Here is a 16,097-nt window from a genome sequence, read left to right on the forward strand (position 1 = left end):
ATATCATTCCCCAAAAAAGAGTTGATTTAGATCTTTGGGTTCTAAACTTTTATAGCAAGTTTATCAATAAAAAAGGACTCCTATACATTTTGGTTGAAATTCAAAAGTATATATCTGCCCAAAGTAGGATGTTTTGAATAAAGTATTAAATATTTATTCAGCGAATAACCATTCAAGTTCTACGCTTATTTATTCTTTAGAGCCATATATATATTCTCTACAATTTCCTACTCTTCTGCCTGTTAATACTACGGTATAAACAACATAATCAAATCATTTATGAAAACAGTACGTAAATTATTATCAATTGCATGCATCGCTCTTATATTCGCATGTTCTACTGAAGAACCTGAAAACAATATAATTGCCATAACTCCAGGTCCACCGGAAGAGGAACCAACACCACCTGCACAACCTTTATTGGTAACTTATTTAACCGTTATTGTAGATAATGACTACAATACAAATACCATTCCTTCAGAAGATTGGATCTTGGTACACCGCGAAAACGGCGATCTGTATAATTATGTTCCCTTACAAAATGGAAATACGGTAGTTTTGGAAGCTCTAGATACAGTCAACTTGGCGAATATGACGGTAACCAAATTAAGGGTGAATGACTTCGGTAACAAATTAAGTTATAACCTACAATCTTTTGGAAAAATACAACCTGGAAGAACTTGGACATTAAGTGGATTTGCAGCTAGCACACCTTTAACAGATTTGGGTCAAGTTGACATTACCGTAAACAACGTAACCGCTTGGAATTCATACTCCTTAACGAACACTCAAGATTATTCCCCTCCATCCGAGTTGAGCCAATATGCGGCTTTTAACCCGGGGTTTGATCCAAACATTATCGACATTAATGGTTTCACGTATAAACAAACCACTGATTATTTGATGACCGTAATAGACGGCAATTGGGTCCCAACGTATTCTTTGATTAATGGTTTGACCGATGGCGCTACTATTACACTCGATGGCAGTACCCAGTTTTCTGCCTTTGATCAAGTTATTGCTGTTCCCGTCAATAGTACTTTAAATAATTTTAGTTACGGCGTATCGGCCTTGAATGCGTTTACCAATTCACGTTTCCAACTATATTGGACATCGACTCCGAACCCTAATTATGTCGCAGGTACTAGTTCCTCTTTTAGTGTGGGTTATTTAAATGCCTACCAAGATTACGAAACGAACATTTCTATGGGCAATCCGAACTTTAGTTATAACTACAGTAAAAAGGGAAGCCCTATCGCTAATGGTGACGTTGTGTTTCCTACGGCAACGGTTACCCTAAACGATACTATGTTTACCACTTATGATTTTACAAGCACGGCCAGCCCAATTACTAATGCTTCGAGATGGGGAGGAGGTATGCCAACGGACTCTTATAAAATAGATTGGATAGTTTATGGGCCAACCGACGAAATTCCTTCGATTGGAGAAATGCCATTGGTAGACTTTCCAGATTTGGATTTTGCCAATATTTCTTTTATTTCTACAAGATTATTTACCCAGGGTGATGGGTATGACATCTATACCGGAAGCATTTTCGGCGATGGCACTACAACAAATTATAATCCTGTTCAAGAGTGGTTTGAATTTAAACCATAAGTCTTATTGGATTATTTGAGGCATATAATTTGGCCGTTATGACTCAACATCATAATGGTCAAATTCTTTTAAGAAGACTTATTTATTTTGTTTGGTTTTTTAGGCATTATGATGAGAAACCGTTTTTTTTATTGCTAAAAACAAAAAAACCAGCTCATAAATTAACTGGTTTTAAGTCGGGGTGGCAGGATTGCCGACCCTATTGCAAATATTTGATTTTCAGTATTTTAATGGTGCTTAGCCAAAATCAAATCCCTTTATGGACACTCGATTTATAAGTAACTTCAGAACGTATTGATTGTGTGTTATTTACAAGATAAAATTACAAAGAAAATCGATATCATCAAATGTTATAATAGTCCAAGATTACCATCGTGCAATCATGTTTAGTATATATGCCTACCAAGTGTTGTGCTCAAATTAAAATATTGTCACATAAAAAGTTCGTTTTATGGAGCAAGAGCTTTTCATGGCATAGCTACCTTTCTTATTGTTTTACTTTTGCGCATGCTTTATTTCCACTATAATCCGTGGCGCATATTTTAATATTATTCAGCTCTAAAGTACTTGAAAAGCTAGCGACCCATAAGTTTTCTCCATACCAAGTCATTGAAATTGGTTTGGATTTTTCATCCAGAATTAATTTCACTGAATCCCAATCTTGCGGCATATTCGGGCTCTTGTTATCGTGGATTCTCGCTTTTACGATTATGCTTCCGTTTTCTTTATTTTCATAGGTTTGGATGTGTGAAATAATAGGTATTGCGCTATCCATCTTGATGTTTTTTCCCATAAAAATTCGTTCTTCTATTCCTTCCTCACCTTCTCCCTGCCCCATAATGATATCCATTTTTTTGTCGTTGTCTATATCTCCTAATATCATAGACAACGTAAGTGGGGTAGCATTTCCTTTAAGTACTGGCTGGATAAGCTTGAATTTTCCAGTGCCGTCATTTTCTAAGAGTCGATCCTCACCGGTTAAGGAACTTATTAAAAAGTCGGCATCACCATCAGAATCATAATCTAGAAAAACGATATTATTATCGTCCATCCCAATATTTTCTGAATCTGGCCAAAGCATATCCGTGGCATCGATAAATGTTTTTGCACTGTCATTTAAAAATATATGTTCCCTTCTTGAATCGGGCGCTTTATTTACAATATCGCCATCATTAATAGTGAGCAGGTCTAGAAAACCATCCCCATTAACATCCATTATTTCCAAATCGTAGTTGTTGGTATATGCCGGTAAAAGCCTTTTATCCTTAAAGTAACCTTTTCCGTTATTTACATAAATTCTACTTGTAGCACATCGCTTGCAAGAAATAGCGATGTCTAAATCAAAATCATTGTCAAAATCAAAAACTCCAAATCCCATGAAAATTGGATCAAGATTTCAGGCATTTGTGTTTGAGTTAGGTCGGTAAAATATCCTTTGCCATCGTTTACCCAAAGCATTGTTCTTCCTCCTGAATTATTCATATTAGAGCCAGCTCCCCAGTCCGATAGCACCATATCCAAATCACCATCATCATCTACATCACCTAATTCTATATCGCCTACACTTCCATTTATTTGTGGCAATTGGGTGGAAGTAACATTTTTAAATTTTCCGTTTCCAAGACCTACGTATAATTGGCTTTGTGTCTGGTAGGTGGTTCCAAGAATAATGTCTGGTATGGAATCTGAGTTAATATCACGGACTTTTATGACCCTGGACAGGAATTTGGAATCAGAAAAAACTTGGTCGGTAACTTCCTTGAATTTTTTATCCGCTCCTTGATTGACAAAAATTCGACTGAATTCCGGTTCCCCTGGTGAGGAATAATTTCCTCCATTTGCAAAAAGTAGGTCGATCATTTTATCGCCATTTATATCGGCGACTTCAACTCTATTTGTCCATTCACGGGTAATAGGAAGATAGGTCTCCGTTTTGTCCTCCCAAAGTCTATATTCGGTATTTTTATCTGCCGGAATATCCTTGTTCATTTTATCCGTACAAGCCAATAGCAATATTCCGATAAGCAGTATTGAAATTGATTTTGTCATAGTAGGTTTGGTTGTTAGGTCAATCACAGGTATTTGATATGGTTTCGACGCATGACGCATTTAGTGAATTAAGAACAATGCATTTTTTAATCTATAGGATATATTATAAAGCTGTCATGAACTTCTCTTGTTGGTGTGTCTCCCAATGCTGTAAGTGCCATGGCAAGTTCATTTAATTGGTCGATGCTTAAAGGAAGCGGATGTTCTTCGGGTTGATACATCGTTTCCATAGGATAATCCACACCGGCAGTCCGGGTCATTTCTATATGGTTGCCAAGAATATATGAGATTTCATTCTTCGTTGTGAATTCAACAAGACGTTGTATGCTTTGCTTAAAAGCGCCCCAATCTTTAACATACAGCCTTCCGGGATAAAAGGAGTCTCCCGTCAATAGTATTTTTGTAATAGGGTCATAAATGGCAATAGAAGAGGCCTGATGTCCAGGAATTGGTATTATGTTCATTATTCGATCGCCAAGGTCAAAATCCACAATTTCTTCGGGCCAATTTGCAATATTGAATGTCTTTTTTAAATCTTCGACTTCAAGACCTACGACCATTGTATTTGGTTTTCCCTTAAATTGACCATCGGCGGCGTAATGGTCACCGTGCTTATGCGTATGGGCAACCACTAATTCAACTTTGCCATTCTTTTCGGACCAATCATCAATGATTTCTTTTACTGTTGTATAAAGCGGAAAGATGTCAGCTTCTTCGGTCGCCCCCGTATCCATTAACAATGCTTTCTCTTTACCTAAAAACAGAAACATAAAAGGCGCTTCGTAATTGGTGCACTTGTTTTGACGCAAAATCCAAGTAGTACTGTTGTACTTAACCACCTGAATTGGCGGGTCTATATTCTCATTGCAATTTTCGGAACCATAAATCCAATTTTGAACATCTAGGTCCACTATTTCTTCTACCGCAGGTTTGCATGACCAAATCAGGATAAGTACTGACAGTGCTAAAAAGGTATTTGTTTTCATATGTTATTTAATTGCATAAACGGTGTAGGCAACCCCACCTTCTATACGTCTTCCTATTCCAACCGCTATCGTGTGATTTAGCCAATAATATTTTTCTGAACTTGTCTCAAAAATTGGAACAACCCTAAAATAGAGACTTCCATCCTCCTTAGGATAAATAAACCCTGTATACGTCACATAAATAAGCGCATCATCATCAGTTTTTAGAACAATATCAACGTCTAATTTCTTTATTCCAGAATCGAAAGAAAGTGCCCAATCGGCCCCAATTGGTAAAACTTCTCCTTTAATTTTTGGACCTTCGAAAGAACCACCGGTTACAGGATGAATCATTCGATTACCTAGCGATGTTTTTCCTAAAACAATGGTCGAATCTAAAGTCGCTTCAATTTCGTAAAGAAACTCATATTCAAGTTCGCTCTTTTGCGCTGGTACGGCTTGAATAAAAAATAGATTCAAGAAAATAAAATTAATGACTGTCGATTTGTATTTTTTCATATTCGCTATTTTTGTTGCTTAGATTGCGGCGGTGTTAATTGGGCTTTACTATTTAAGTTGATCACATCCTTCCAAATATTTTGTATAGGCTGTGTTGATTATTTTCCAACCCATTTTCGTTTCGGTAAGCGTAAATATATCTATACCACAATGGGTGAATTTTCCATTGACTCTAAATTGGTAAGGAACCCAAGCCATTGCAATTCCGTTATGTATTTTTATATCAAAACTCAAGGGTATTTCCTCCCAAATCTCAGCTGGATTAAAAGTTAAAATATCGTCACGAAAAAACCTCATTGATATGTTACTTGATTTCATGGTATTGTTTATCGACCATATTTGACCATCAAGAAGTACTATATTTTTGTAAAGTGTAGTGTCTTGTTTATTGAGTGCCTCAAAAAATTGAGTAACTACTTTTTTGACCTTAATTTCGTTAGAATCGTTTTTATTTTGAGATAAGCCCCCGAAACTTATCATTATCCATATCATTATTAGTATTTGTCTCATAATTTTTTAGCCAATTAAAAAAGTTTGAATCACTTTATGGAATGGGAATCATAATCCACATTTACTTTTTGTTCTTACTCTTTTTAGTTTTTTGATCAAAATAAAAGTCCGTTACTAAATAGGCACAAAAGCTGGATGAAATCCCAATGAAAATTGACGGAATCTCTTCGCTCCCAAAGTAATCCCACCCTAACTTTAATAAAAACCCAGCGGCCATGGATAAAACCGCTGATTGCCAGTAATGCTTCTTTTTTACAATGGAAAAAACCGTAACCGCAAGCATCACATTCGCATAATAATCCAAAATAATCAAGGCAACTTCCAATGCAGAGTCAACAAAGTTGGCGACCACTATGGCAACCAATGCGATAAAAACCGTATAGGCTTTTGAGTAAAATAACTTCTTTTTGTTAGAGACAGATGGCACGATACGTGGCAAGATGTCTTGAGCGAAACTTACGCCTGCGTTGTTCAAAAACGTGTCTTGTGATGACATCACAACCCCAATCATGGCGATAATAAAAATACCGTATAGAATGCCCGGAAAATGATTTTGTGCAATGTGAAGTAATACTTGGTCATTATTGGCCATTTCAGGATACAAATACGCTCCTGTAGTGCCAATAAAAATCATCAATACCGTCCAGACGAAAATAAAAATACCCGACCATAAGGTAGCACTTTTAGCTACGTTATCATTTTTTGATGCCAAATATCTACTGACAATGGGTGTGTCATATCCGGAGATCGTAAAGAAAACCAAAAAAAGACCAAAAATTACCGATACACTACTTCCTTCAAAAGCGACTTGAGTTTGCTCCATTGCAAGCTGATTATAATTTTCCCACGAAAAACCATCGTTAATAACGATAAGTACAGCTAAAATCGGAATAAGAATTGCAAAATGAAGAAATTGAATAACATCGGTTTGGATGGTCGCTCGTATACCTCCAAATAAGGAATACAACATAACTATGGTGGTAATGATGAATATTGACCAAAATTTTGAAAAACCAAAAACATTGTTGATCAATTCCCCGCCGGCATAACTCATAGCCACCACCAATGCTGAGAGTGATAATAGCACCATTGTTCCTGCCATGATGATAACCACGGGATGATTGTGGGAAAGTTGACCTCCGACAATATCACCAATAGAGTAGCAATTAGTAAATTTCCTGCGAATTTTTGGGGCCAAAAACAGCGCAAAAATTATTATGGCAATTCCCATAATAGGTGCTATGAATGCCATAAACATTCCATTGTTGAATCCATTACGTGTCAATCCCAAAGTCCATCCGGGCCCTAGATAAGAGGCACAGATTGAAGCGAAGATCACAAAACTGCCTAAACCTCTATTGGCTACGGAATATTCTTCAAAATCTCCCTTCCTTCTTGTGTAAATGATAAAAGCGAAATATAAAATTCCAAAGAGAATAATAATTATTTGGTTGTTGGTCATACTAAAAATCAGTGGTTATTGGTTGGTCATATTTTCTACTCGGGGCTTTTCGGTCTTCATAGCCGAGCTACTTCGTCGAAGGAGGCCAGCAAGGATACCAAAGGCTAAGGTTTGGTAAATGAATTCATATTCATTGGTACTGATTGTTATTCTTTTTTATCACTCTGGTTATCGGAAATGATTTCATAAATTCCATTAGAAACCTTTTTTGGGCTCATAGACACATTGTTGCTAAACACAAATACTCTTATATTCTCCTTCGGATTTACCATAAAATGGCTTCTAAAGCCAACAATGTAGCCCGTATGGCTTATTAGTTCTTTGGAAAGAAAAAGGCCATAACCATAACTATCCAACTTGCCCGATGGTCCCACCTCATCTGATTCTATATAAGATGTGGACATTTTTTTTAAAGATTCCTTCTGGAGTATTGGCTGCTCATTTTCAACATAGATGTTTGTCCATTTTAGAAAATCATTTAACGTTGTCACTAAGTTGCCATCCGGCTCGGTAACGGGTAAACTAACGATGTCGTCAAGTACGTGTTTATTCTGCCCATCGTCCCATCGATATCCGATAGCTTCATCATTTGAGGCTGCATAGTCGGTTGTATGAATAAAAGAAGAATGCATTTCTAATAGCTCAAGAATGTTTTCCTTTAAGTAACGGTGATATGGTTCTCCCGTTCTATTTTGAATGATCTCTCCGAGTAGCGTATATCCTATGTTGGAATAGGAAAACTGCGAACCTGGCGGAAAATTTAATTCCTTAGACATCGCTTCCTTTATCATTCCATCTACAGTTGCTCCTAAACAGAATCCCTTCTCAACTTCATAATAATCTCGAACTACTGCATAATCTTCAATACCACTTGTATGGGATAATAGATGATGAACGGTAACACTATCCCAATTATCGGAACGATATTGAGCAGGTAGAAAATTATTGATGGATTCTTCCAGATTTATTTTATTCTGCTCTACTAGTTGCATTATTGCAGCCGCCGTAAATTGTTTGGTTATCGAAGCCACATGAAACTTAATATTGACATTGTTTTTAATTGTGTCATTAGCCATCCCATAGCCTTTGGCATGAATGACATCATTGTTTACGGCTGCAAGAACAACGCCTTTAAAATGCTCATCGTTAACCATCTTATTAATAAATGCTTCTATTGCTGGATTCGTGACCTCCTTATTAAGTTCTGTTTTTTCAGCACCTTCATTATTTACTACTTTTTTTCTTTGTTATTGCATGAAGTAATAAGAGATACAAATAAGAAAATGCTAATTGCTTTGATGTAATTCATATTTTGTTTTTCAAATGACTTGTAACGATAAGTATATGGCACTTTTTCAACGTGCTCTATGCAACTTAGCTTTTACATTTTCTATTCGATTGTTTTTACGATTTTCCCACCTTTCATTACGAATTTCACCCGAGTCAATTCGGAAATGTCATCAATTGGATTTTTCTTTGTGGCTATAAGATCTGCGATTTTACCGACCTTTATACTTCCAATTTCGTCTTCCTTCATAAGCAACTCGGCATTCACCATGGTACCGGCTCGTATTGCCTGTAAAGGTGACATTCCGAGTTCGACAAGTGCCTGGAATTCTTTGGCTGCAAAATTGGGCGGGAATCCGATATTGTCGGAACCTACACCTATTTTTACACCGTTGGCAATAGCCTTTTTATACATCTTCCAATAGCCTTCGCGGTATTTTTTCGTCAATTCATACATTTTAGACTGCGCCTTACTGTCTTTAAAAGTTTCTAGTCCGTATTCACCTACATAAACAGTAGGGATCAGAAAAACATCATGTTCTAAAAAAAGCTCGATACTTTCTTCATTCAAGAAGGTGCCGTGCTCGATGGAGCGCACCCCAAATTTTATCGCTTTATTGATGCCCTCCGTGGCATGTGCATGGGCCATAACGGGAACCCCCCTTCTTGTTGCTTCCTCAATGGCAGCAGTTAATTCCTCATCACTGAATTGGACGTTTTGCGGATTATCCCCTTCAGACATAAAAGCTCCTGTTACGAGAATCTTGATCCAGTCGCTTCCATATTTTATTTCCTCTCTTATGGCCTTTTGAATTTCATCCTTGCCATCAACAACCAGTCCCTCGGCAATAACAGTTTGTTCAGGCGCGATAAAATTGATATCACCACCCCCGCCGGTTACGGATAAATAATGCCCTGCCCCATAGATTCTAGGACCGTCGAAAAGACCGGCGTTTATGGCATCCCTGATTTCGAAATGAGCATATTGGGTATCGGCATCACCGGCTATCCGTATGGAAGTCCAACCTTCTTTAAGCCAATTTTGCACTGTTTTTAGACCCCTTAACGCATTAAATGCGGATGATCCCTTTAAGTGATTTACTTGGTAGTCGTCACCATATATCAAAGGATGCACGTGCGCATCTATTAATCCAGGAAGTATAGTGTATCCCGTTAGGTCTATTATCTTGTAGTCGGACTTTATAATGTCCTTGGTGCCAATCTCCACGATTTTTTCGCCCTGAACGACGACTACCCTATCGGTATACACCCTATCGTCTTCAGCGGTGATAAGCTTGCCACAAATGATGGCCGTTTTATCTTGGGAACGAAGTACCGTTGAAAACATTAGTACTAGAAGTGCTACTACCGATACAATTTTCATTTTTAATAGTTTAGGATGGAGTTAAGACGTTCTTTCATGGCTCGTTGCCCTATCGAATATTAGATACGACTCAGTTCTGAGTTTGTTATGTATGCTGGGGGAGATTTTAAATGTAACCAAATTTTTTCCATGCACAACATACCTTTTTTGCGCTATTTCTTCAATTGAGACGATATCGCCGACTTTAGGTCATGAGCTAGTTGGGTTACCTTTTCATTTACAGAAATATAACCTTCATAAATCCTTTTTTGGGATTTTAGTATGTTCCTAAATTTTCTTTGATTAAGCAATTCATTAACTGCATCAGGATCAACTTCACCTGTATCGACGAAAGGGATATACTCCAGTATATATGGGTCTATATTCTCACCTACAAACTTTTCGTGCCAGGTATTGGCATCTCTAATACTGGCCAGTTCGTATTCATAAAATGACGTAATTTGTTTGCGTAATTCTTTAGATTGGATTAGGCGGATTTTTTTCTTCTTTTAGCGCTACATAAATAGTGGTAAACTCCTTTGACTTGATCTCGTCACTAACTGCAAATACAATGTACACTTGTTCTTCGGCTGAACCAACACTGTCTTTATAGTTGTTTATAGCTAATAACTTTTTTTGCTTGTCTTTTTTTCTGTTTCTAAAAACTGAAGGTTCTCATTCAATTCTTCAATCATGGCATGCAAAGCAATGTTTAGTTCTTTTCTTTCAATTCTAATATCGTTCCAATTATTGATTTGAAGGGCAATTAAAATACCAATGATGACTAAAAGTATTTCGCCAATGGCATATTTCAGGTACTTCCCTGTTTTTCCTTCTGACAGCAGATTCTGTCTAATTTTTCTAAAGAATTTTATCATTGGTTATTGATTACCGGTTGGTTTTATTGGCTACAACAATTGGATAGCTCCATCAATCTTATTTCACTTATGTGTCTTGGTTAATAATCGTGTATTTGAACTTTAGTCCCGATACCAATCGGGAATGACAAGAGCTTTTCATAGGAGGCTTCGTTGGCATTAGTATTTTTTATCTTTCTCGAAAACACTTTTGGGAATATGCATGGTTACTAGCATATGCGGTAAATCAACTACTTCCGCAATTTTTAAATCTCCAATAAGTGAACAAAGCATATAAGCCTCTTCCCATGATATATCATATGTTTTTGAAATATGTTCTACCATATATCGGGTAGCTTTTTTAGCTGCTTCGTCTATACTTGTACCAAAACCTGTTGTCGCATAATAATCTTTTGATTCATATTCGGGCTCTGCTATTTTTTTATCCTTTATGATACTTAATCGAAATCGTATTCGCATATCACATTCTACGGCCGTCCCAACAACTTCACCAAGACCTTGCACCGCATGTGTGTCCCCAATTGAAAATAATGCACCTTTTACAAAAACAGGAAAGTATGCGGTAATTCCTTTAACCAAATTTGGGTCATCCATATTTCCACCATTTGCTCTTGGTGGAATAGTCGTTAACATTTCTTCCGTATTTGGTGCTACCCCCATGACTCCGGGAAACGGCTTCATAGGTATACTAATGTTTTCGGAAAAGTGTACAAGATTATTTTCTTTATCCAGTTTATAAGTTTTAAATCCTTTGGCATCGGTTTCACCGGCTAAAAACCCAAATTCTGGTCCCATACCAGTCCATCCCCAATCTCCAGGTTCCAAGTCCAGTAACTCAACGGCTAAAACATCACCAACTTCCGCTCCCTCAACGTATATGGGTCCTGTTAAGGTGTGGACTTTACCCATATCTACTTTCTCAAAATCATCTAGTGTAGAATTTACATTCAATTGTCCTCCAGTTGCTTCTTTGGTAAAAGCCTCAACAACACTTCCATTTGGAACTTTGATTTGATAAGGAATAGCGCTACTGAATTTATTATGGTTTTTTTCAACTGAAATTGTAAAATCAGGTTCTGGAATCGATTCCGTAACGGCTGATTGACTTACGTCAGCCTTTTCTTCGCATCCGAAAGTTGCAATTAGAAACAAACAAGTTAGTACTCTTTTCATACTGGTTTAGTATTTAGTTATCAATATGCTGTATGTCTTTAATCAGTCTCTCCGCCCCTAAAGCTGATTTGGATTTTTGATACATAGATGAATCATTCCTTTTGCCCAAAATAAGGTCTGCAGCAACTAGTCCGTAGGCTAGAGAGCCTTTTGCTCCAACACCTGACATTCCTCCAATAAGTACAAAACTGGAATCAATTTCCGTTTCATTTTTTAGTGCGTGACTTACATAAGGTATTTCAGATGGCGTTAAAGAATACACGCACGAATAACCCCGAACATATTCCAAATCTGAAAATTTTACGGGTAAATCTAGTTTCACTAAATAATCTGCTGTATTCTCTTTGCTCCACTTAATTTCTTGCGTAGTTAAATCCATTGACCATACTTTATCCAAATCCTCAATGTCCGTTCGCAAAAAATGTCCGCCAACCTTTAATAATGGATTGTCTTTTTCATCATATTCTTCAATCATGGAATAGAATATTTCAGAATTTAGATATGCAACCGGATAAGATTCTTGAAGTTTTTTCTTCTGGTCGATTGTAAACATGGCGTATTTATCCGAATCGATTTTTAAAAATGATAGGAATAATCGTTTTGGACTTATTAAACTGTCAAAATAAGGGGCTATATCTTTTACTAAAGTTCCATTATAGGGCCCGGCTGCAGCAATGACTTTTTTGCTCAAAATGGTTTTGTTTGTACCGGTTTTAGTGTCTTTAATATTGATTTCATAAATACCATCCTCTTTTTTTATACTGGTAACCTTCTGATTATAGTCTATTCTATTTCCAGATTTACGTATTCCCTGATGTAGTTTTTCAATTAAAACTTTCGGATTAAGGGTACCCGAATATGGTTCAAACTCTCGAATCACCATCATGGTATCGGAAATTTTCATTCCAAACTTTTCTTTGGCTTCTTCTGAATTTGATGCATATTCATATTTAACGGGCTGTCCGTTTAACAATTCTTCAACTTCATTTAATTGGGATTTAGAATACATGTAGGTTACCGGGGAAGTTGTATAGATTTCTTCCATAGCGTGTAATTCTTCCAATTCCCCTTCGTTTAAAAAATCAATCAAATCTTTGGTTTCACTAACCGAGGTCTGTTGTAGAAATGAAAAAATATCCTGATTTGGCCCAAGGCTTCTTGAAATCCGTGTTTCGCCGAAACTAGAACCAAAAGTATAAATCGAGTCTTGTTGCTCAACCAATAAAACATTTTGTCCATATTTTGATAACTCCCATGCCGTAGAACTCCCCATTAGTCCACCACCAATAACTACTACGTTTTCTATCTTATCAGAAGTTTTACATGATACTAATGCGAGTGAAAAAAATAGTATTAGGATTAACTTTTTCATTTTTGGATATTAATGCCAACAATTGGATAGCATCATTGATGCATTTCCACTTTGGTGTTTAAGGGAATACTCCTTTGATTGAACTTTAATCCCGATACCTATAGGGGAAGGACTAGGGCTTTTCATAGGATACGTTGTTATGCTCAATTTTTTTAATCTTCCTATGCGTTGTCCTTGTTGAACGGACATAGCACTAAGTCTATTTTTTCAAAAATCAAGAGTACCGTAGATCCGCCATATGCAAAATGCCCTAGTTTTTCCCCTTTATATATTGGTATTGGGTTCGCGTCATTGATTTTTTTGTATGCTGTTTCAAAGACTACCGAACCTACGGTCTGTAATCCGATCGGTACCATTGCCACGTAACCATAGGCTGCTGTCTTTATGATAAAATAGCCATGTCTGAAATTTTCAAAAACACTGTAATCCTTATTATATCCGACATTTCCATTATTTATCATAGCTAACATATCGGGCATACCGAAGTATCTATCCCCGACAGCTTCATTAGATTCAACGATACTTCCTGAAATTGGCGCATGATAGTGATGATAGTTGTCTGGCATTAAAAATACAGCCATTGCTGTGCCGCCAATAAACTTTTTAGCATAGTCCGAATTATCCAAAAGGGCGTTTAGGCTCATGGTCATTCTGCCTTTGGTAGATATTTCGGAATCCAATTGCAATTCATTTGCTATCATGTTTATAACTCCATCTGCAGGTGAAACAAGCACAGAATTATCAGCAACACCATCAATAGGTCTTGCTCCCGGTTTTAGGTCTCTTTTAAAGAATGCATTAAATGACTTAAAACCTTCCGGTGGTAAAACAAAATCTTCATTTCCAAGCTCTTTGTCAGCCAGCCATTCCTCAATTATTTTTGCAGACGCTGGGCTATCCATGAACTTTCCGCGTTGTTCAACGAATGAGTTGGTCCAACTTAGACCTGGCTCTTCAAGAATAAATTTCATTCCGCTTGGGTTTTTGTAATACAGAAAAGTAAATTTTAAAATTCTGTCTAAACCATTGTGGGTGTTCGGTAAAAAGTAGAACCAGTCATTGAAAAAATCCCCTAAATCATCAATGTTCTTATTTTTCCATGGGTTTCCTGTACCGTCTGGCAAATCACGGACATTTTCAAACATTGAATCTACCGTATTCTTGAACTCTTGGTCATTGGTGTACAGTGATTTCAATTGCGCCACCGGGGGGCTGTCCGTTTGGGCAATTGCACATAATCCAAAAAAGGATATTGCGATTAAACAAAGAAGAACTTTTAGTTTTTTCATTTGATTGGTTTGTATTGCCAAAAAGGAGTTTGGATACAACTAGGTGTGTTGTTGAAGCATCTAACTTAATGAATATAAATAGAATATGGCCCTGATAGTTAATGGGACACGAAGATTTTTGTCGGAAGTGGTAAAATAGCCATTACCTATAGCCATCCTGCTGTATGCCGTTTTTTAATCCAAATCAATTTCAATATAAGCTTGCTCATGCGGCTTTCCCGGAGCAATTATAAATTTGGGGGCTTTTGAAAGTTCATAAATTACACTGGCGTAGGTCGAATTATTGCTAACTACGTCATTGCCATCGTTATCCCTTGAACGAAGAACGTCTTTAATAGCATCAATTCGAATATTCGTAGTGTTCTCCGAAAATCTTTTTTGAAACGATTTGATACGTTGGCATTCATACAATCCCTCTTCGATGGTCTTATCATTCTTTTCCAATTGTGCGAGATAGCTTGTATTAAAATCGGTATTGCTCATCGGATGGTTGGTATGATACGTGAACATTGCGTTTTCAAACGGTCGGAATTCAACTACTTTGTTCGCCGAACATTCCAAACTATATACCTTTTCCGAACCACCGATAATATAATTTTGGCCCGAAGCATGGGGTATTTCATTTATAAAATTCAAAGCCTCTTTTTGTGTGTTTTTATCTAAAACAGCACGCACAACAAAAGATACGGGCAATCCAGTCTTACTATAGTCCAATTGCATTAATGTATTGCAATTTATGGACACTGATTTATTGTTCATTCCCGTAATGCCTATGTGCCCTGGAATAGTAAGCACCATAGTTTGCTTATCCGAATTTGGTTCACTGATCTTGATCACTGTTTGAAAGCCATGATAAAACTCGGGGATATCCATATTTTGGGCTGTAAGGCTCGGTTTGTCGTTTCTTTTGTTTACGCCAAAGGAGCTACAACTGTGCGCCAAAATATCCTTTGTATTAAACCAATACTCATCTCCTAATTGATGCATAAAGATGGTTTCCATCCATTCCGGAACCATCTGAAATTCCTTGTAATTCCTTCATTATTTCCGGCATCCATTTTTGAACAGCGGTTTTATAATCGGTTTGCTCTAAAAACTTCGCAATAAATAGGTCTGGCTCCTGCTTAGTGGTCTGCGCTATCTCCTTTTTGAACAAACGTATTACTTCCTGTATTTCCTTCTTTAACACTTTGCCATGCATTAAACCACGTTCGTAAGGCGTTCCGTTTAGCTCAATATATCTAAGTTTTCCATTAGCAAGTAATTCAACCTCCTGTGTTTCATTTTGAGCAATAGCGACCTTCTGTTTTTGTTTGCCATCAGTAAGGCAGGAGTAAAGAAAGATGTTCGATAAAAGAAGTAATAAGATCTTATTTTTCATTGCTATTGCGTATTCATCGGCGTATACATCGTTTGCTATATAAAACTAAAACATAACAAAGGGATTGTTTCATAAAATTCTAGTGGCGTGTCGACTTCCTGTCATAATAGTGAGTGTGATTATTAGCTAATATAGGAATATATAGTTTGATTATAACCAATTTATTTGAGCTATCGGTTACCACTTTTGGAGCCTCATAATCGGACGTTTTAGGGGACAATCTAACGAAAGT

15 protein-coding genes are annotated in these 16,097 nt (G+C 37.0%); 1 reads left to right on the top strand and 14 read right to left on the bottom strand.

All coding sequences use genetic code 11. The features are described from left to right. Positions 1-279: 279 nt before the first annotated feature. Positions 280-1,617, top strand: a complete 1,338-nt coding sequence (locus N8A86_RS01580) for a hypothetical protein (RefSeq protein WP_273567476.1) — start codon at positions 280-282, stop codon at positions 1,615-1,617. A 487-nt stretch (positions 1,618-2,104) separates the two neighbouring features. Here N8A86_RS01580 and N8A86_RS01585 read toward each other — a convergent pair whose 3' ends face one another. From N8A86_RS01585 to N8A86_RS01650, 14 genes are all read right to left on the bottom strand, one after another. Next, positions 2,105-2,995, bottom strand: coding sequence for an FG-GAP repeat domain-containing protein (locus N8A86_RS01585; protein ID WP_273567477.1), 891 nt, complete (start codon positions 2,993-2,995; stop codon positions 2,105-2,107). After that, positions 2,953-3,666: an FG-GAP-like repeat-containing protein gene (locus N8A86_RS01590; RefSeq protein ID WP_273567478.1), complete on the bottom strand. Its 714-nt coding sequence runs from the start codon at positions 3,664-3,666 to the stop codon at positions 2,953-2,955. Before N8A86_RS01590 ends, N8A86_RS01585 begins: the two co-directional genes overlap by 43 nt. A gap of 86 nt (positions 3,667-3,752) precedes the next feature. Next, a complete protein-coding gene (locus N8A86_RS01595; protein ID WP_273567479.1) occupies positions 3,753-4,652 on the bottom strand; it encodes an MBL fold metallo-hydrolase in 900 nt (299 codons plus the stop codon). Between the two features lie 3 nt (positions 4,653-4,655). Next, positions 4,656-5,150, bottom strand: coding sequence for a DUF3237 domain-containing protein (locus N8A86_RS01600; protein WP_273567480.1), 495 nt, complete (start codon positions 5,148-5,150; stop codon positions 4,656-4,658). Positions 5,151-5,198: 48 nt separating this feature from the next. After that, positions 5,199-5,660, bottom strand: coding sequence for a hypothetical protein (locus N8A86_RS01605; protein WP_273567481.1), 462 nt, complete (start codon positions 5,658-5,660; stop codon positions 5,199-5,201). 61 nt (positions 5,661-5,721) lie between these two features. Further along, the gene (locus N8A86_RS01610; protein WP_273567482.1) at positions 5,722-7,122 is read right to left on the bottom strand and encodes a sodium:solute symporter family protein; all 1,401 of its coding nucleotides are present in this window, start codon (positions 7,120-7,122) and stop codon (positions 5,722-5,724) included. A 146-nt stretch (positions 7,123-7,268) separates the two neighbouring features. Next, complete coding sequence (locus N8A86_RS01615; RefSeq protein ID WP_337251795.1) at positions 7,269-8,297, bottom strand: serine hydrolase domain-containing protein; 1,029 nt, start codon at positions 8,295-8,297, stop codon at positions 7,269-7,271. 215 nt (positions 8,298-8,512) lie between these two features. Beyond that, positions 8,513-9,793 (bottom strand): metal-dependent hydrolase family protein, encoded by a 1,281-nt coding sequence (locus tag N8A86_RS01620; protein WP_273567483.1) that lies wholly within the window; start codon positions 9,791-9,793, stop codon positions 8,513-8,515. 602 nt (positions 9,794-10,395) lie between these two features. Beyond that, entirely contained in the window at positions 10,396-10,650 is a 255-nt protein-coding gene (locus tag N8A86_RS01625) for a DUF6090 family protein (RefSeq protein WP_273567484.1), read from the bottom strand. Between the two features lie 159 nt (positions 10,651-10,809). Continuing rightward, the gene (locus tag N8A86_RS01630; protein WP_273567485.1) at positions 10,810-11,823 is read right to left on the bottom strand and encodes an acetamidase/formamidase family protein; all 1,014 of its coding nucleotides are present in this window, start codon (positions 11,821-11,823) and stop codon (positions 10,810-10,812) included. A 13-nt stretch (positions 11,824-11,836) separates the two neighbouring features. Continuing rightward, positions 11,837-13,195, bottom strand: coding sequence for an NAD(P)/FAD-dependent oxidoreductase (locus N8A86_RS01635; RefSeq protein WP_273567486.1), 1,359 nt, complete (start codon positions 13,193-13,195; stop codon positions 11,837-11,839). Positions 13,196-13,356: 161 nt separating this feature from the next. Further along, entirely contained in the window at positions 13,357-14,484 is a 1,128-nt protein-coding gene (locus N8A86_RS01640) for a phosphatidylserine decarboxylase (RefSeq protein WP_273567487.1), read from the bottom strand. 174 nt (positions 14,485-14,658) lie between these two features. Then, a complete protein-coding gene (locus N8A86_RS01645) occupies positions 14,659-15,471 on the bottom strand; it encodes a C45 family autoproteolytic acyltransferase/hydrolase (RefSeq protein ID WP_273567488.1) in 813 nt (270 codons plus the stop codon). After that, complete coding sequence (locus tag N8A86_RS01650; RefSeq protein WP_273567489.1) at positions 15,452-15,865, bottom strand: C45 family peptidase; 414 nt, start codon at positions 15,863-15,865, stop codon at positions 15,452-15,454. Before N8A86_RS01650 ends, N8A86_RS01645 begins: the two co-directional genes overlap by 20 nt. Between the last annotated feature and the right edge of the window lie 232 nt (positions 15,866-16,097).

Source organism: Maribacter halichondriae, assembly GCF_027474825.1.
GTDB classification, from domain to species: Bacteria; Bacteroidota; Bacteroidia; order Flavobacteriales; family Flavobacteriaceae; genus Meishania; species Meishania halichondriae.